The 18246-nt window shown below is 53.4% G+C and carries 15 protein-coding genes, 1 other RNA gene and 1 pseudogene; 11 read left to right on the top strand and 6 right to left on the bottom strand.

Annotated features, from left to right (window positions below; genetic code table 11):
• Both ROA7450_RS20685 and ROA7450_RS00005 read left to right on the top strand, forming a co-directional pair.
• Positions 1-149: pseudogene (locus tag ROA7450_RS20685) on the top strand (FAD-dependent thymidylate synthase); the annotation flags it as partial.
• 107 nt (positions 150-256) lie between these two features.
• A complete protein-coding gene (locus tag ROA7450_RS00005; protein ID WP_085803579.1) occupies positions 257-733 on the top strand; it encodes a hypothetical protein in 477 nt (158 codons plus the stop codon).
• Positions 734-819: 86 nt separating this feature from the next.
• Here ROA7450_RS00005 and ffs read toward each other — a convergent pair.
• Together ffs and ROA7450_RS00015 are read right to left on the bottom strand one after the other, a co-directional pair.
• An RNA gene (gene ffs / locus ROA7450_RS00010) (signal recognition particle sRNA small type) lies at positions 820-916 on the bottom strand.
• Positions 917-973: 57 nt separating this feature from the next.
• Entirely contained in the window at positions 974-2992 is a 2019-nt protein-coding gene (locus ROA7450_RS00015; RefSeq protein WP_085803580.1) for a bifunctional 2',3'-cyclic-nucleotide 2'-phosphodiesterase/3'-nucleotidase, read from the bottom strand.
• Between the two features lie 99 nt (positions 2993-3091).
• Between ROA7450_RS00015 and nudC the strand changes: the two genes are divergently transcribed.
• Together nudC and ROA7450_RS00025 are read left to right on the top strand one after the other, a co-directional pair.
• The gene (gene nudC / locus ROA7450_RS00020) at positions 3092-4060 is read left to right on the top strand and encodes an NAD(+) diphosphatase (protein WP_085803581.1); all 969 of its coding nucleotides are present in this window, start codon (positions 3092-3094) and stop codon (positions 4058-4060) included.
• Between the two features lie 55 nt (positions 4061-4115).
• The gene (locus tag ROA7450_RS00025; RefSeq protein WP_143534297.1) at positions 4116-4607 is read left to right on the top strand and encodes an SRPBCC family protein; all 492 of its coding nucleotides are present in this window, start codon (positions 4116-4118) and stop codon (positions 4605-4607) included.
• Between the two features lie 19 nt (positions 4608-4626).
• Here the strand turns inward: ROA7450_RS00025 and ROA7450_RS00030 are convergent, their stop codons facing one another.
• Positions 4627-5460: a prephenate dehydratase gene (locus tag ROA7450_RS00030; protein WP_085803583.1), complete on the bottom strand. Its 834-nt coding sequence runs from the start codon at positions 5458-5460 to the stop codon at positions 4627-4629.
• Between the two features lie 131 nt (positions 5461-5591).
• On the opposite strand from ROA7450_RS00030, the gene ROA7450_RS21470 reads away from it, so the two are divergent.
• The 5 genes from ROA7450_RS21470 to ROA7450_RS00055 all read left to right on the top strand — a co-directional run bounded on the left by ROA7450_RS21470 (position 5592) and on the right by ROA7450_RS00055 (position 12336).
• On the top strand, positions 5592-6431 hold the full coding sequence (locus tag ROA7450_RS21470; RefSeq protein WP_306372418.1) for a c-type cytochrome: 840 nt from the start codon (positions 5592-5594) through the stop codon (positions 6429-6431).
• A 184-nt stretch (positions 6432-6615) separates the two neighbouring features.
• On the top strand, positions 6616-8553 hold the full coding sequence (locus ROA7450_RS00040; protein WP_370738195.1) for an extracellular solute-binding protein: 1938 nt from the start codon (positions 6616-6618) through the stop codon (positions 8551-8553).
• A 7-nt stretch (positions 8554-8560) separates the two neighbouring features.
• On the top strand, positions 8561-9640 hold the full coding sequence (locus tag ROA7450_RS00045; protein WP_085803585.1) for a microcin C ABC transporter permease YejB: 1080 nt from the start codon (positions 8561-8563) through the stop codon (positions 9638-9640).
• A 3-nt stretch (positions 9641-9643) separates the two neighbouring features.
• Positions 9644-10750 (top strand): ABC transporter permease, encoded by a 1107-nt coding sequence (locus ROA7450_RS00050; RefSeq protein ID WP_085803586.1) that lies wholly within the window; start codon positions 9644-9646, stop codon positions 10748-10750.
• On the top strand, positions 10747-12336 hold the full coding sequence (locus ROA7450_RS00055) for an ABC transporter ATP-binding protein (protein ID WP_085803587.1): 1590 nt from the start codon (positions 10747-10749) through the stop codon (positions 12334-12336). Before ROA7450_RS00050 ends, ROA7450_RS00055 begins: the two co-directional genes overlap by 4 nt.
• A gap of 1 nt (position 12337) precedes the next feature.
• On the opposite strand, the gene hemN is transcribed toward ROA7450_RS00055, so the two are convergent.
• Entirely contained in the window at positions 12338-13693 is a 1356-nt protein-coding gene (hemN, locus tag ROA7450_RS00060; RefSeq protein WP_085803588.1) for an oxygen-independent coproporphyrinogen III oxidase, read from the bottom strand.
• A 67-nt stretch (positions 13694-13760) separates the two neighbouring features.
• Between hemN and fnrL the strand changes: the two genes are divergently transcribed.
• The gene (fnrL, locus tag ROA7450_RS00065) at positions 13761-14507 is read left to right on the top strand and encodes a transcriptional regulator FnrL (RefSeq protein ID WP_085803589.1); all 747 of its coding nucleotides are present in this window, start codon (positions 13761-13763) and stop codon (positions 14505-14507) included.
• A gap of 143 nt (positions 14508-14650) precedes the next feature.
• On the top strand, positions 14651-16546 hold the full coding sequence (locus ROA7450_RS00070; RefSeq protein ID WP_085803590.1) for a PhoX family protein: 1896 nt from the start codon (positions 14651-14653) through the stop codon (positions 16544-16546).
• A 60-nt stretch (positions 16547-16606) separates the two neighbouring features.
• On the opposite strand, the gene ROA7450_RS00075 is transcribed toward ROA7450_RS00070, so the two are convergent.
• Positions 16607-17323: a DUF1194 domain-containing protein gene (locus ROA7450_RS00075; protein WP_085803591.1), complete on the bottom strand. Its 717-nt coding sequence runs from the start codon at positions 17321-17323 to the stop codon at positions 16607-16609.
• Between the two features lie 58 nt (positions 17324-17381).
• Entirely contained in the window at positions 17382-18221 is an 840-nt protein-coding gene (locus tag ROA7450_RS00080) for a universal stress protein (RefSeq protein WP_085804104.1), read from the bottom strand.
• Between the last annotated feature and the right edge of the window lie 25 nt (positions 18222-18246).

An 18246-nucleotide genomic window follows, 5' to 3' on the forward strand; every position in this document is an offset into this window, starting at 1 on the left:
TCGAGGATTACCGCATGGGCGGGGCCACACTGTCCTCGACCGCGCTCGACTGCGTCCGCCGGATGCTGAAAGGCGAGGCGGTCACACAGGAAGCCTCGGGCATGAGCAAAGGCGAATGGCGCGAGTTCCAAGGTGTGATTGAGGGGTGAGGTTTGGTGGGTGAAACCCAACATTTCCTCCGATTCACGCTAAGGCTTTTCTCTGTGCTATACTCCTTTAAGTCTCGATTGTTTCCAGAGACGAAGGGGGAAACATTATGAAAAACCTAATTGTATCGTGCACTGTGTTCATGCTTGGCTCCGCCGCCTGGGCCGGTGGCAATTACACCGGAAATGGCGTCGGCAGCGGCACCAGCACAACGACACCGCATCCGGTGGCGGATAACCACGTGGTCCTGCAGACCAGCAGCAGTTACGACAAGATGCAGATGGAAGATGCCAGTCACCCGCTGCATGGTGGCGCGGGTCCGTGTTTTGGTGCGGTTGAAATGTCAGCGGCCAAAGTGGCCGGGCATGGCATGTGTCTGTTCACCGACGCAGGTGGGGACGTGATGGTTTTGCATTGGCATGCAACCGGGCAGGACGACTCTGGTGCCTTGGTCGGCGATTGGGAAATTTCCAGTGGCACCGGGAAATGGAATGGCGCCACGGGCGGCGGTCAGTTCGCCTCAAAAACCGATCCCAATACCGGGGCATTTGTGAACCAGATCACCAGCGACATCACCCTGCCTTAGGCTGCGGGGTACCGTGATGGTCGCTGTGTACCAGATACGCCTACAACCTGTACCACTTGTACACAAATTTACGGGTAGGGAAGTAAGGTGAGAGGCTGGACAACGACCCAAGCGGGGCTCGTTACGGCTGCTTCCTTCCGGATCTGACCGGGTTGGCGAGGTGCCTGCCCGCGCCAACCTCTCGATGCTGTAAATAGGGTGAAGGGGGCACCTTGGCAAGGGGGGCAATGCAGAATACTCTTAGAGTTTGAGGAGCAACTTGATGAAGCCTGTTTCCGTATCTCCAAGGTCTGACAAGTTGTTTTTCACGAACTCGTCTGGACAGTTTCTTATACCCGGCCCTGTCTCAAAGATCGCGGAGGTACCGGGGAGGGGTGCAAAATTCCAATCGGCGCGTTCAAGCTGGTCCAGGGTTGAGTGCGCACCAAGCTCGGTTGCAAGGATACCGCGGATGCTTTCACCGTTTTCCAGTATGACCTTTTCCTGTGCCCATATCGGATAGAGACCGCCGCCGAAGACCCGATGTGTGTTGCTGGAAACAATAAATTGTTGTTCTAAATCAATTTCTTTTCCGTCTATCTTCGCAGAAGAGATGCGTGCGGATGTGGGCTCAGCCAGTTGTCCGCATGGCCGGTATTTTGCAGGTTGTGACAGATCGATTGTGTAGCTTAACCCATGAATCACATCAAAGTTGTGCCCTGGAAAGCGTGGATGAAGAAGCGGCTGTTCAATCTCACCGATTTCGAGCCTGTTGAAGCAGCTCACCGACCTTTCCAACCAATCCAGAACCTCGGCGCCGGTGAGGCGCAGTGCACAAAGCGTATTGGGAAAGGGATAGAGGTCGAACAGGTGACGGAGTTGGATATCGCCGGGTGCGACGTCGCTGAAGTATTTGGGCCCGGCTTGCCCACCTGTTTTGAAAGGTGAGGTGGCCGCGAGGATCGGAAGATCCGTATACGAAGTGCCTTTTAAAGCGGCCTCAACTGACCGTTTCTTCGCCTGGGCAACGAAGGCAAGAGACGGATCTGGTCGAATTCGCGCTATGTAGCTATGCAGATGAACGTCGCTTCGTCCAATTGGTTTGCGTATAAGGCGTCGCGTGGCGGTATGAGCACTGTTTGTTATTTTTATCAGGTCACTATCTTCATGTGTATCGGGCGATCCGGCTGAAATGACGCGTCCAGAATGCATTGCAATGCGCCACTGTCCGTCATCGTAATTCAAAACCAGATCAAGCATGCCCAAATGGGACCCGCGAAAGCCCGCCATGATGGCCGGAATATCGTGGAAAGTGCTGGATTGGTGATTCATCCCGTCTAGGTAAGAGTGATCGGGTTGCGGAAAGATCTGATGCGTGTGCCCGGCTAAAATAATGTCCACCCCGCCTGCTTTGGCCAGGTGCAGTGCCGCATTTTCTATATTGTGGTGCAGCGGACTGGGCACGGCACCCGTGTGAGCGAGGAGAACAATCAAATCTGCGCCAGCGCTCCGCATCATGGGTAGAACCTTCTGCGCTGTTTCCAACATGTCGCGACTCTCAAGCGCTCCTTGAAGATGTACCTGATCCCAAGATGTGACCTGAGGAGGCAAAAGACCGAGGACGCCAATTCGAATCGGAAATCTATGCCCTAATTCATCTGTCAGAATTCTTTTGAGGATGACGAAGGGTGGCATGAATGACTGAACTGCATCCCTGCGATCCCCCTCATTGGCAAACAGATTGGCGCAGATGATCGGAAAATTCGCAGAGCTGATCGACTGACACAGCCAATCAAGGCCGAAATTGAATTCGTGGTTCCCGAGAGCGACGGCATCATATTGCAAATGGTTCATTGCTTCGATGATTGGGTTTGTCGATGACCACCCGTATTCCGGCCGGATTGTCATATCGCTGAGAGGTGTACCTTGTAGGAAGTCACCTGTGTCAAACAAAAGGCAGTTTGGGTATTCACGTCGGCATTTTTTGATCAAACTCGCAAGACGGGCCAGTCCATAGGGCTGCCCACCAGCGTCTGACAAATAGTCAAACGCCCGCAAGTGCCCGTGCAAATCTGTGGTTTGCATCACGCATAAACGCGCGGCACGCGTTGACGGTGAAATAGGTTCATTTGATGTCTGACAAGAAGATGAAGTGGGCATAAACAGATCTACTATTTTTTTCAACTTACGCGAGATATAATGCAAAATACAATCTAAGATTGCTGTCGATCCAATTCTATCTATTGTGTTTGAATTTTCGAATGATGTGACTTGAGACATTGAGGGCACACGTGCTTCGCGTCGGTCGAGGCGAGTTCTCTAAATGATCTTGCTGCCCAACCACGAAGTGTGTCACTTGGTGGGCTTCGGAGGGTCGAGATGTTTAAGGCTGAAAGTGTGACATTTGGGGGAACGGGCTTGGATCGGGCTGCAGAATTGCGTGGCCAGGAAGACGCCTTGAAGCAGCTGATCGCCGAAGGGCAGGCCGAAACTATCCTGCTTTGGAACGGTAAGCCTTTGGTTAGTGCGGAGAACCTCGATCAGCTGATTTATCTCAGGATGGATGAACCGGTCCTTAAAAAAGCACAGGTGCCGCCAATACTATTGGGCCGCAGCGACAGTGGAACACTTGTCTTTGCCTATGACATCTCGGCTTGGAGCCCGGATGAATCTCAGCACCCTGTGTCGGGTGGTTTCGCCGATGACAGTCTTCAGGCCCATCCAGACATCCCTCAACCCGCCGTGTTTGCAGAACTGAGACGGATCATGTTCGGCCTGAGCGCGCAGGATGCCGAGCTTGCCACAACGGCCAAGGCAGTCTTTGGTTGGCACGTCAGTCACAGGTTTTGCGCATGCTGCGGACACGAAAGCCAAATGGTGATGTCTGGTTGGCAACGTCTTTGCCCCAGTTGTAAATCTCCACATTTCCCCAGAACTGATCCAGTTGTGATCATGTTGATCACGCATGGAAATTCAGTTCTTGTAGGGCGATCGCCTGGGTGGCCTGACCGAGTGTATTCGTTGCTCGCAGGTTTCGTTGAGCCTGGAGAAACTGTCGAAGCGGCGGTGCGACGAGAGGTTTACGAAGAAGTCAACGTGCACGTCGGTGAGGTTTCCTATCTAGCCAGCCAACCGTGGGCGTTTCCCTCTTCACTGATGTTCGGGATGCGTGGAGAGGCTCTCAGCACGCAGATCACTCTGGATCCGGTTGAGTTGGAGGATGCTGCCTGGTTGAGCCGGGAGGAAATGGCACAGGTCTTTGCTGGTGAGCACTCAAAATACAGCGCCGCCCGGAAAGGTTCGATTGCGCATTTTCTACTGCTCCACTGGTTGGCAGGGCGAATTTAGATTGAGAATTCGGCTTTAGATTTCCAAAATTCATGCGTATTCATGTCCGGCGTGCATGAATGGGAACGATGAAATGAAGTTTCGCAACAAAGTAGATGTTTCTGCTCCGATTGATGTGGTTTTCATGGAAGTATCTGATTTTCCTGCGATTGAGAAAAGGGCAGCAAAGCGAGGTTACGATGTTCAGCGGCTGGATGTGCTACGTGAACCCGGGCCAGGAATGGTCTGGGACGTATCATTTGAATTCCGCAATAACATGCGAGAGATGGAAGTCGAGCTTGTAGAACTTAATGCTCCTGACAAGATGTGTGTTGTATCTCGCTCTTCCTCCTTTGCAGGAAGTATGATTGTAGATTTCTTGGCTCTATCGCGTACTCAGACCCGGGTCAGTCTGGAGCTCGAATTAAAAGCCCAGAATTTAACCGCGCGGTTGATGCTGCAATCCATCAAGCTCATGCGTTCAAATCTGATGAATAAACTTGAGGGCCGTATGAAGGGGTGGGCACGGCAGATTGAAAACAGTTATAGAATGAGTGACGTTTCCTGATTTTCAAAGCTCAGAACAATCAACCGCGTTGGAAGTCTGCCGGATAAACACCTAAAATTTCCATGCGCGATGTGAAGAATTCAAGCTCTTCCAGCGCGCGTTGTACTGCAGGGTCTTCCGGGTGGCCATCAATGTCCGCATAAAACTGCGTGGCAGTGAAGGATCCATTGACCATATAACTTTCCAGTTTGGTCATGTTGATGCCGTTCGTGGCAAACCCACCCATCGCTTTGTACAAAGCTGCTGGGATGTTGCGGACCTGAAAGACAAAGCTTGTGATCATGCCATGATCGCCACGGCGCGAATAGTCGGTTTCAGGTGACATCACCAGAAAGCGAGTCGTGTTGTTTCCTTGATCCTCGATGTGATGGGCCAGCACCTCTAACCCATAGAGTTCCCCAGCCAGTTCACTGGCCAGTGCCGCCTGCGTTGGGTCTTGCAATTCTGCAATGTGCCGTGCAGAGCCGGCTGTATCAGCGCCAGTGACACGGTGAATGTCATTTTCCGCCAGGAAGTCGCGACATTGTCCTAATAATACTGTGTGGCTCATTGCATGGGTGATTTGGTCCAGCTTTACTCCGGGAAGGGCCAGCAGGTTGATATGCACCCGAACAAAGGCCTCAGAAATGATGTGCAGGCCTGATTCTGGCAACAGGTGGTGAATGTCCGCCACGCGGCCAAAGGTTGAATTTTCAACCGGCAGCATCGCCAGATCTGCCTTGCCGCTTCTGACCGTGGCAATCGCATCCTCGAACGTGCGGCATGGGATGGCTTCCATATCAGGGTATGTGTCATGACAGGCTTGGTGTGAATAGGCGCCAAGCTCCCCCTGAAAAGCGATGCAACGGGTCATTTATGTGTCTTCCTGTCGTTCTAAACCCGGATCGGGCATTTCGTCGCGCAAACTACACCTTGCGTCCTTGTAGTGGAAGCGGATAGATACCGACGAGGGATTTAAATGGAAACAGGCCTATGTTCGATACAATGACACTTACCAAGGTCACTGGCGGTCTTTGCGGAACGCTGCTGGTCTTACTGCTTGGCAAATGGGCTGCTGAGCTGATTTACGACACAAGCGGCGGGCATGGCGGCGATCATGCAGAGCAGGCTTATTTGATCGAAACGGGCGATGACGACCACGGCGGTGGCGAAGAAGAAGGCCCATCCTTTGCTGAGCTCTACGCAAGCGCAGACGCAGACAAGGGTAAGAAGGTCTTTGGCAAGTGTAAGGCCTGCCACAAGCTCGAAGATGGCGCGAACTCCACCGGTCCTTATCTTTATGGTGTTGTAGGTCGTGCTGTTGGGGCAGCTTCAGGATTCTCGTCCTACTCGGGTGCGTTGAACCAAGTGGGTGATAGTTGGACACCCGAAGCATTGGATGCCTTTATCGCAAACCCCAAAAAGGATGCACCAGGCACAACAATGGCTTTTGCAGGTCTGAAGAAAGAAGAAGATCGTGCCAACTTGATCGCATATCTCGACCTTACAGACGGATCGATGACAGAACTGGCAGCACCTGCAGCAGCCGAAGCGGAAGCCCCCGGGGATGATGCAGAAGCTAGCGCTGAAGAAGGCGAGATGGCCGAAGAAGAAGCATCAACTGAAGTAGCAACCGACGACACAGATGAAGCAGCTTCAACGGAAGACACGTCTTCGACATCTGATGCGGCGGATGAGGCACAGGATACTGATGCTGCGAATACTGAAGTTGAGGCAAATGCTGAGGAAGACGCAAGTGCTGAAGGCGAGGCAAATGCTGACGACACAGCCGATGCGGAAGGCGATGCAAATGCTGAGGGCGACGAAGAAGAAGCCCAACAATAACGAAATCGGCAATTGAATGCCGAATTGAGAGCCGCTCCAAGCCTTTGGGGCGGCTTTCTTAATTATTATTATTGTACCTCACGCCTTTATCAACGTTCTGCGCTTGAACAGATGTTCTGCGGGCAATAGCTTGCAATAAGTCCTGGGCCATCGGCATCGGGGGCAGAAGCCTAGGGAGACAAAAATGATGCTATCTCAGCGATGTGGAGCCGTAAGATTGTCACACAAGAGCATCACCCGCAGCGTAGTTGGTAAAATAGCCGGCCTGGCGGCAGCGTTGATCGTTGCGCAATCTGCTTTGGCACAAGATGAGATTATCAAATCCCATGGCTACTCCTTCTTCGGTGACCTGAAATACCCGGCTGATTACGAATACTTTGACTACGTTAACCCGGAAGCACCTAAGGGTGGTGAAATCTCAATTGCGGTCAGCGGCACGTTTGATTCGATGAATCCGTATACGCGCAACGGGCGTGCCGCGGCGCTTTCCACCGTGATGTACGAAAGTCTCTTGGGGGAGGTCCTCGCCGGTGCCGGAGGTTTACCTGCGGATGTGGAGGGCGAGCTCTATGGTCTTCTTGCGGAGAGCCTGGAGTATCCCCAAGATAAGTCTTGGGTGATTTTCCACATGCGCCCCGAAGCAAAGTTTTCTGACGGTACGCCCGTAACAGCGCATGATGTGGATTTCAGTCATAATCTTTTACTTGATCAAGGCTTGAAATCTTACGCTGATTTCGTGCGCAAACAAATTCCAAAGACCGAAGTGATTGATGATCACACGATCAAATTCTATTTCGCAGATGGAATTTCGCGCCGTTCGCTGGTCGAGCAAGTCGGCACCGTGCCAGTCTGGTCAAAAAAATGGTTCGAAGAAACCGGAGCAAGATTGGATGAACCGCGGATCGAAGTTTCACCCGGCTCTGGCCCATATGTCATTGATTCGATTGATGTGAATCGGCGGGTGACCTACCGCCGCAATCTGGATTATTGGGGGTGGGATCTGCCGATCAATCAAGGGCGACATAATTTCGATGTAATCCGATTGGAGTTTTTCGCGGACAACACTGCCGCATTCGAAGCTTTTAAGGCGGGAGAAGTCACCTATCGCCGCGAACCCGACCCAAAGAAATGGGCAAGCTCTTATGATTTCCCTGCGGTGAAGCGCGGTGATATCGTTTTGGAAGAAATTTTGGACGGCACGCCCCCGAATATGACTGGGATCGTTTTTAATCTGGGGTCTGATGTCCTGAAAGACAAACGCGTCAGGCAGGCAATTGCATTGGCTTTCAATTTCGAATGGACCAATAAATCCTTGCTTTATGGCCTTTACGATCAACAAAGATCGTTCTCAGATGGGACGCATCTAGAAGCGAAAGGCACACCAGACGGGGCTGACCTTGAGTTCCTGAATTCTTTAGGTGACTTAGTTCCAGAAGAAATGCTGACCGCCGAACCTTGGGTGCCACATGAATCCGACGCCGATCGCCTAACGTCTCGTCAGAACAAACGGCAGGCGTTGAAATTGTTGGCCGAGGCTGGTTGGGAGGTTGCCGACGATGGTGTCGTGCGAAATAGTGAAGGTGCGCCGTTGAAGTTGAACTTTTTGTTTAACTCTTCAGCGTCTCCGACGGATCGAGCCGCAGCGGAAAACTTTGTTTCCAACCTGAAAAGCTTTGGGATCGAGGCAAACTTTGAGACGGTCGACGCCTCGCAATACACCAAGCGCGAACGCGACCGCGACTATGACTTGGTCTTTGATGGTTATCCGTCGCTTTTGGGAACAGGAACGGGACTAGTTCAACGGTTTGGATCCGAGGCGGCTTCTTACAGCCTCTTTAATCCCGCAGGGCTGTCGAGCCCGTTGATAGATGAGATCATTGACCGTTCGCTGAACACCAATAGCCAAGAAGAGGAAGATGTTTCCATTCGTGCGTTGGACCGGGCATTGAGGCATGAGTTCTTTCTGATCCCTGACGGGTATGCCCCCGATTATTGGGTGGCCTATTGGGATATGTTTGAACATCCAGAGGTTATTCCACCTTACGCTTTGGGCACGTTGGATTTCTGGTGGGCTAATGCCGAGAAAGCTGATGCACTCAAAGCTTCCGGCGCGCTGAGGTAACCCTGGAATGGCCGCCTATATTCTTCGCAGGCTTTTGCTGATCTTTCCTACCTTGTTGGGTGTGATGATTATCAACTTTGCGCTGGTGCAGTTTCTGCCCGGCGGTCCGGTTGAACAGGTCATCGCGCAGATGCAGGGTGAGGGCGATGTCTTTGGTAGTTTCGCCGGCGGTGAAACCGACAGCACTGTGACCGGCGACAATGTAGGGCAGGGGGACACGCGTGGTTTTCCGCCAGAGTTCATCGAAGAGCTTGAGGCTCAGTTCGGCTTAGACAAGCCCCCACTGGAACGATTCTTTTCGATGATGGGCAACTACATCCGTTTTGACTTTGGCGAGAGCTATTTTCGCAAGAAGAATGTGATCGAAGAAGTCCTGGAAAAGATGCCGGTGAGTATCTCGCTCGGGCTCTGGACGATCCTTTTGTCATATCTGGTGTCGATCCCGTTGGGCATTCGCAAAGCGGTGCGTGATGGATCATCGTTTGATGTCTGGACCAGCGGCATCATTATCGCAGCCTATGCGATTCCGGCGTTCCTGTTTGCGATCATGCTGATGGTGCTCTTTGCAGGCGGCAGTTTCTGGCAGATCTTCCCGCTGAGGGGGTTAACCTCGGACAATTGGGAGCAGCTCAGTCTGATCGGCAAAGTCCTCGACTATTTCTGGCACATTGCGCTGCCGATTACCGCGCTCTCAATCTCAGGCTTTGCAACGTTGACTCTTCTGACCAAGAACTCCTTCCTCGATGAGATTGGTAAACAATACGTTGTAACGGCCCGCGCCAAGGGCCTGACCGAGCGCAAGGTGCTGTATGGACATGTATTCCGAAATGCGATGCTGATTGTGATCGCCGGTTTTCCTGGGCTTTTCGTTGGGGTGTTTTTCACCGGTAACCTTCTGATCGAAACGATTTTCTCGCTGGATGGATTGGGGCGGTTGTTCTTTGAGGTGGCCGTAGGGCGCGATTATCCTGTGATGTTTGCTATTCTCTACCTCAGCACTTTGATCGGTTTGGTCGTGGCATTGATCGGCGACCTGACCTATGTGCTGGTCGATCCAAGGATCGATTTTGAAAAGAAGGCGGGGTAGGGTATGACGCTGTCTCCGCTCAATCAGCGCCGTTGGCGCAATTTCAAAGCCAATCGCCGGGCGTTTTGGTCGTTGATCCTGTTCTCATTCTTGTTCGCTTTCACAATGCCAGCCGAATTTGTGGCGAATGATAAGCCCTTGCTGGTGAAGTACCGGGGGGAATTCTATACGCCGATCTTCAAATTTTATCCTGAAACCGCCTTTGGTGGTGATTTCAGAACTGAAGCCCCTTACGGCGACCCGGAAGTGGCCTGCCTGATTGAAACCGGCGGGCTGGAAAGCTGTTTTGATGATCCTGAAGGTGTCATCGAAGATGCTCAGGACGGCATCGTAGATGGCGAAGAGATCAGCAAGGGCTGGGCGCTCTGGCCGCTAATCCCCTATAGCTATGACACACCGGTGGACCGTCCGGGCGCGGCCCCCTTGGCGCCGAATGAGCAAAACCTGCTGGGGACGGACGGCACGAAACGCGATGTGTTGGCGCGGGTGATATACGGCTTCCGAACATCGGTTCTGTTCACCCTGATCGTGACGGTCATTTCCTCGGTTGTCGGTATTTTTGCAGGTGCAGTGCAGGGCTATTTTGGCGGCAAAATTGATCTGATCGCGCAACGGCTGATCGAGATCTGGGCCTCCACGCCGCAGCTCTATGTCATCATTATCTTGTTCGCGATCCTGCCGCGCAGTTTCTGGTTACTGGTTGCCATTACTGCCGCCTTTGGTTGGATGGCCCTGGTCGGCGTGGTGCGGGCCGAATTCCTGAGGGCGCGGAACTTTGAATATGTTCGCGCGGCCAAGGCGCTTGGCGTCGGGAACATGACCATCATGTTCCGCCACATGCTGCCCAATGCGATGGTGGCGACACTGACGTTTATGCCGTTCATTATCACGGGCACGATTTCACTGCTGGCGACGCTGGATTTTCTCGGCTTCGGCCTACCAGCATCGGCCCCAAGTCTGGGTGAGCTGACCCGACAGGCCAAGGAGCACCTGCAAGCCCCGTGGCTGGCCTTTACGGCGTTTTTCACTTTTGCCATCATGCTGTCACTTCTGGTCTTCATCTTTGAAGGCGTGCGTGATGCGTTCGATCCAAGGAAGACATTCAAATGAGCCTGCTTGAGGTCAGTAATCTTCGCGTCAGTTTCCGCCAGGACGGGCAATTGCATCAAGCCGTGAAAGGCGTGTCCTTCTCGGTTGACAAGGGCGAGACGGTCGCCTTGGTCGGTGAATCCGGCAGCGGCAAATCAGTCAGCGCGCTATCAGCGGTGTCGCTGTTGCCAGGCACTGCCGAGATTGAAGGCAGCGTCACCTATAAAAAGCAAGAGTTGATCGGTGCTGAACCAAAGCTGTTGCGTGGCGTGCGTGGCAATGACATCAGCTTTATCTTCCAAGAGCCGATGACCAGCCTGAACCCGCTGCACACGCTGGAACGGCAGATTCGGGAAAGCCTCGAATTGCATCAGGGATTAACAGGTGCAGCAGCGCGCGAGCGCATTTTGGAGTTGTTGGAGCGTGTCGGCATTCGCGATGCTGAAAGCCGCCTGACGGCCTATCCGCATCAGCTATCTGGTGGGCAACGCCAACGGGTGATGATCGCCATGGCCTTGGCCAACAAGCCCGACATTCTGATCGCGGATGAACCAACAACCGCGCTGGATGTGACCATTCAAGCGCAGATCCTGGATCTGCTGGCGGACCTCAAGCGCGAGGAGGGTTTGGGCCTATTATTCATCACCCATGATCTGGGTATCGTGCAGCGGATTGCCGACCGGGTGTGCGTGATGCAAAACGGCGAGATTGTTGAAACTGGTCCAACACAGGCAATTTTTGACAATCCGCAGCATCCCTATACGCAAAAGCTCTTGAATGCGCGCGCAGCGGGCGTACCTGATCCGGTATCAGACGGCGCAGAGACGCTGGTTGAAACCGACAACATGCGCATCTGGTTCCCGATTCAACGCGGGTTCCTTAAGCGCACCGTGGGTCATGTGAAGGCGGTCAATAAGGCAAGCATCAGCGTACGCGCGGGCGAAACGCTCGGGATCGTTGGCGAAAGTGGATCGGGAAAGACCTCATTGGCGCTCGCCATCATGCGTTTGATAGAGTCTGAGGGTGGTATGCGCTTTGATGGGCAGGATGTCACCGCTTGGTCAACGCGCGAATTGCGCCGTCGCAGAGCAGACATGCAGATTGTGTTTCAGGATCCGTTTGGCAGCTTGAGCCCCCGTATGACCTGTGCTCAGATCATTGCTGAAGGTCTAAGTGTTCACGGCAATCCTGATGGGCGGCCAGAGCGTGAACTGGTCGCCGAGATCATGAAAGAGGTGGAGCTGGACCCCGCTGCGATGGACCGCTATCCGCATGAGTTTTCGGGGGGGCAGCGCCAGCGGATTGCGATTGCCCGTGCGATGATCTTGCGCCCGAAGGTGGTTGTCCTTGATGAGCCGACTTCGGCCCTTGATATGACAGTACAGGTGCAGATCGTGAATCTGTTGCGCCGGTTGCAGCAAAAATACGGTCTGGCCTATCTGTTTATCAGCCATGACCTAAATGTTGTGCGCGCCATGAGCCACAAGGTCGTGGTGATGAAAACCGGCGATATAATCGAATACGGCACGGCAGAAGAGATCTTTGAAAGACCGCAGACAGACTATGCCAAGACTCTGTTGCATGCAGCTTTGGATTTGACGGCATAGCCTAAATCGCCGAACTGTGTCCTGCCTTGCTGAGGTCATAGGCATCAAGACTGCGCGCAATCATTCGTGTCAGAGGGCGGGCTTCTGGGGGCACAAAAAGCCCAGTATCATTCAGTTTGAGCAGCCCGTTATAAGCCTGATCTGTCTGTGCCAATATGGCATCCAGTTTGTCAGCGCTGATATCGAAAACTGCCAGCATTTCAGCCCGATCGATGCGAAACTCACACATCAATTGTTCGATCATACGCGCTCGCAGGGTATCGTCGCCTGAAAACGCGTGCCCTTTTGTTGTGGCGAATCGGGCGTCGCGGATCGCGGCTGTATAGAGACCTGTCGCCGGGGCGTTTTGCGTATAACCCTGCGGAAATTTTGAAATGGAGGACGCGCCGATGCCGATCAATACATCAGATGTGTCATCGGTGTATCCTTGGAAGTTCCGACGCAATCGGCCGGAATTGCGGGCAACACTCAAGCCGTCCTGACGCGTGGCAAAGTGATCGATGCCAATTTCTTCGTAGAGATCCCAGGTAAAGAGCTTGCGGGCGATATCAAAGAGCTCCAATCGTTCCTCGGGCGTGGGCAGGCTGTCCGAGGGAATCAACTGCTGGCGCTTCGCCATCCACGGCACATGCGCGTAGCCATACAAGGCCACGCGATCTGGCCGCAGTGACAAGAGCTTTTCAACGCTTTCCACCATTTTCTGCGGAGTCTGATGTGGCAAGCCAAACAAGATATCCGTGTTGAGGCTGGCCACGCCACGCGCGCGAATCTCCTCAACAGCCCAGCGGGTGGCTTCATAGCTTTGAATGCGTCCGATGCTGTTCTGGATGTCCGCGTCAAAGTCCTGCACGCCGATTGAGGCACGGGTCATACCCGCCTTTGCGAGAGCATCGAGACGATCAGAATCAATTTCGTTCGGGTCGATTTCAACCGAAAATTCAGTGTTCTCATCAAAAGGAATCACATCTCGGATCGCGCTGGCCAGCGTATTCATCATCGGCGCGGATAACAAAGTTGGAGTACCGCCGCCCCAGTGCAGGCGTGATAGGTGTACGTCAGTGGGAAGGTATTGTTGCAGCAATCGCAGCTCTGACTGCAGCGTCTTCAGATATGCCTCCACGGGCGTCATGGTCTGCGTGCCCTGAGTGCGACAAGCGCAGAACCAACATAGCCTCCGACAAAACGGGATGTGGATGTAGAGGGAAATTCTGGATCCAGATGGAATATCCTGAATCCACTGCTTATGCTGATCGCCAGTGACCGCGGCTCCAAAATGTGGCGCGGTTGGGTAACTGGTGTAGCGTGGCACCTTTGCGTCAAAGAGCCCCAGTTTGTGCAGTTGTGCTTTTGTATCCATAAGCGTAGCACTAGATGCTGAACAAGAGACTGACATTGATGCAGATCAACCGGGGAAATGATCAGCCATGCTGAGCGAAGCTAAATTTGCCGAAACACGCCAATGCGGGGATTGCCCCATTCGGCATCGTGCCGTGTGCGCAAGGTGCGATTCTGATGAGTTGGTGCAGCTCGATAAAATAAAGTTCTACCGTAACTACGAGGCTGGCCAGATGATTGCCTGGGCCGGGGATCAGATGGATTTTGTGGCCTCGGTTGTCACCGGCATTGCAACGTTGACTCAAGTGATGGAAGACGGGCGCACGCAGATGGTGGGACTTCTGCTGCCCAGTGACTTTGTTGGCCGACCTGGACGGGAAACCGCGACGTATAATGTGGTCGCCACCAGTGATATGACACTGTGCTGTTTTCGCAAAAAGCCGTTTGAACAGCTGATGTCATCAACGCCACATATTGCACAACGACTGTTGGAAATGACATTGGACGAGTTGGATGCGGCTCGGGAATGGATGTTGGTCTTGGGGCGCAAAACCGCGCGGGAAAAAATTGCCTCGCTGTTGTGCATTATCGCGCGCCGTAACGCAGCGCTACAAATGCTGGCGACCGAAGGTGAGATCACCTTTGACCTACCACTGACCCGCGAAGCGATGGCGGATTATCTGGGGCTGACGCTGGAAACGGTCAGTCGACAGGTTTCTGCGCTCAAACGCGATGGCGTGATCCGGCTTGAAGGCAAACGGCATATCATCGTTCCGGACTTTGATCGGTTGATGCAAGAAGCTGGTGATGACGGAGATGGTGGTTTTCTGAACTGAACGCTGCGAGTGTTCTTCGTTGGTCATAATGGTTAACGAATTCATAAATTCGACATCCAGCTGTCACCAAAGCTTTGCCGAATCCCCTGATCCTATGCCCGCCTGAGAATTTCAGGTTAATATCCCAGCTAGGAGAGCAAGGTATGGCTAAGGACGATCTGTCATTCGACGATTTTGATGAAATGAACAATCCACGCCCTGAAACGTGCGATTTTGATCGTGTGGTAGAGATTGCACTCAGCCGTCGCGGGTTTCTGGGTGGCGTCATGACTTTCGGGCTGGGAAGCTTTCTTGTTGGTACCACGGCATTGACCCGCCCTGCCGGCGCAGTCGGGGCAGTAAAAGATCGCTTTGGTTTTGCCCAGGTCGCTGCGAATTCTGAAGATACGATAACCGTGCCAGAGGGTTTCGATTGGGACGTGGTGGTTCAATGGGGCGACCCGCTTTGGTCGGACGTGCCTGGATTTGACGATTCAACACGCGGGACAGCCGCAACGCAGGCACGTACTTTTGGGGACAACAACGATGGGATGTCGTTCTTCTCCTACAAGGGCCGCACGATCATGGCGGTGAACAACGAATATACAAACCGTGACATCATTTGGGGCAATAATCCCGATGCCAAAGCGGTTTCAGAGGATGACGTCGAAAAGGGTATGATGGCGCACGGTGTGTCGGTTTTCGAAGTTACGCGTGATAACAACGGTAAATGGATTGTTGTGCAGGACAGCGATCTAAACCGTCGAATTACACCACAAACAGAGATGGCGTTGACGGGTCCTGCAGCAGGTCATGACCTGTTAAAAACGGATGCAGATCCCAGTGGCACGATATCGCTCGGTACATGGAACAACTGCGGCAATGGCGAAACGCCATGGGGCACTTATCTGGCCTGTGAAGAAAACTTCAACGGTTATTTCTCGTCTTCAGACGAAGCACTGAAGCAAACCCAGCAGCAAAAACGTTATGGCATCAATTTGGAAGATTGGGGCTATGGTTGGGCTAAGGTGGATGAGCGCTTTGATATCGCCAAGCACCCGAACGAGCCGCATCGCGCAGGCTATGTTGTGGAAATCGATCCATTCGATCCAAATTCAACACCAAAGAAACGCACGGCGCTTGGTCGTTTCAAGCATGAGAATGCCGAAGTGGTCATTGCCACCAATGGCAAAGCCGTCGTTTACATGGGTGATGATGAACGCGGAGAGTTCCTCTACAGGTTCGTCTCGGACGGTGTATACACAGCGACAGGGGACAATTCGAATCTCTTGGAAAGCGGCGCGCTGTATGTGGCCAAATTCAATGATGACCTGACCGGCGAATGGCTAGCATTGACGCCGGAAACAACCGGCATGTCTGATGCTGAAGTCCGTATCTTTACCCGCGAAGCGGCCTCGGCCGTTGGGGCGACCACGATGGATCGTCCTGAGTGGGTTGCGGCTAATCCGAACTTGCCGGAGCTTTATGTTGCGCTTACCAATAACAAAAATCGCGGTGTAAAGCCGAACGCTGGCGGTGATGACACCTCAGCGAATGCGGTGAATCCTCGGGTCGAAAATCACTATGGTCAGATTGCGCGTTGGCTTCCAACGGATGGTGACCATACAGCTGAAACCTTCGCGTGGGATCTGTTCGCCCTAGCGGGGAACCCGGATGTGTATGACGATGAATATGCCGGTTCGGAAAACATCAATTCCGGCAACATGTTCAATTCACCAGATGGGATCAGCTTTGATAGTGCCGGGATGCTCTGGATCCAGACCGATGGCAAATACTCCAACGAAGGTGATTTTTCAGGGATGGGCAACAACCAGATGCTGGTTGGTGACACCACTACCGGAGAGATCCGCCGCTTCTTGGTTGGTCCAAAAGAGTGCGAAGTGACAGGGATTTGTTGGTCGGCAGACCGCCGCACCGCGTTTGTTGGCATCCAGCACCCCGGTGAAAAAGGTGAAAGCCACTTCCCGAACGGTGGCAATTCAGTTCCGCGTTCTGCCATCATTTCGGTGACGCGCAAAGACGGCGGCCTCATCGGATAAACGTCCCCTTATCCTGCCCGCCTTTCGTGCCCTCGATTTTCCCGGATCGAGGGCACTTCTTTATTCGGTGAGTGTTGCGTAGGAAGCGCCTTCGATCTCTCTATGAAGCTTGATTTGCATGGCTTCGGAAAAGTCTTCAAACCCCGAAGCTGTCACGACAAAGGCACCGGTTCCGCCGATCACATTGCGATAGAAATATGATGTCAAATCATTCTTGAGCTCTTCGATGGCGAGGCCATTGATCACGATGCCTTCTTTCAGCAGTTTATCCCGCATCGCTTGCAGTCGGTCAGGATCATCCCCGCGCCCGTTTCCCGCAATATCGATCACTTGCCGGCGCGCGGTTCGTGGGGCGGCCTCGAGAAGGCGTGAAGCGTAACTCAACCCGGAATGTATCATCGTGCCCCCGCCGGGAATACGACGGGGCATCGCGTCGATGTCATCGGCATAGTTTTTTGCATCTTCGATCGAATGCAGTTCCACCCAATCCAAACCCAAAGCTTGTCGGGTGACGCTTGACCACTGAATGATCGCAACCGCGACGCCGCCCGGGGCGTCTGCGATGGCACGAGAGACCAGCTCACTGCGGATGGCTTGGGCGGTTCCGCGACGTTGCAGATGAAATTCATCATCATTGACGCTTGCGGATACATCGAATGCAAGAACCAGATGCAACTCCATTTCAGCCCAAGACGATTGCGCTGAGGCCTGAATTGCCAACAGCATCAGGACACAGGCGGAAATGGTGCGTTGTAGAATGCGAAAGTGACCGCGCATAGTGGACCCCCACCGCTGATACAGTTCAGCCTGCGCGATGGGGGCGTTTCAATCAAGATTAATGTGCCAAAAGAACAGGCACTTTTGCGTGTTCAAGCATATTACGGGTTGCCCCGCCGAACACCGCCTCGCGGAAACGCGAATGGCCATAGGCCCCCATTACTAAAAGATCGGCTCCTGTATCGATAGCGTGACGATTGAGCACGTCAGCAATGCGCGGGAGTGTGCGTGACAGCACGTCTATTTCCACGGAAACCCCGTGGCGCGCCAGATATTGGGACAAAGGTCCGCCCGGATCCGAGCGTGAGGGACCATGTTGAGGAGGATCGACAACGACCACACGCACAGATCGTGCCGCGCAGAGTAGTGGCAGGCTGGCGCGAATGGCGTTTATCGCTTCCGCGCTTTCATTCCAGGCGATCATAATTTGCTCAGGGCGAGTATTGAGTGCGTGATCATCTGGGACCAACAGGGCAGGGCATTGGCCTTCGAACAAAACCGCCTCGGTGGTTGGTTCCAGCTCTGCTCCGCGCCCGTCGGCATAAGGCATGGGCAGAATCGTAAGGTCAGAAAAACGCGCACGGGCCGAGACGGGCCGCGTCAAATCCGGCAGTTGGGACACGCCCTTGTCTGTGGACCAGCGGATTGATTGCCCTTGGAGCTTTTCCTGCACCATTTGTTCCAACTGGTCCGCTTGTGCCTGTGATTGACCGATGGCTTCTTGGAACACCATGGCGCTGGCGCCAGCGTAGTAGTACCCAGTGTGGGTTCGGTCGACTCCCAAACAGAGAACATCCAGATGAGCGTCATGTGTGCTGGCCATCGCAATGGCGTGATCCAATACAGGATCTACGAGAGTGTCGTCCGTTACAGCAGTAAAGAGGGTTTTAATAGCCATGTCGCATCCCATTGATAGCGGTGTC

This window comes from Roseovarius albus (assembly GCF_900172335.1).
Taxonomy (GTDB): domain Bacteria; phylum Pseudomonadota; class Alphaproteobacteria; order Rhodobacterales; family Rhodobacteraceae; genus Roseovarius; species Roseovarius albus.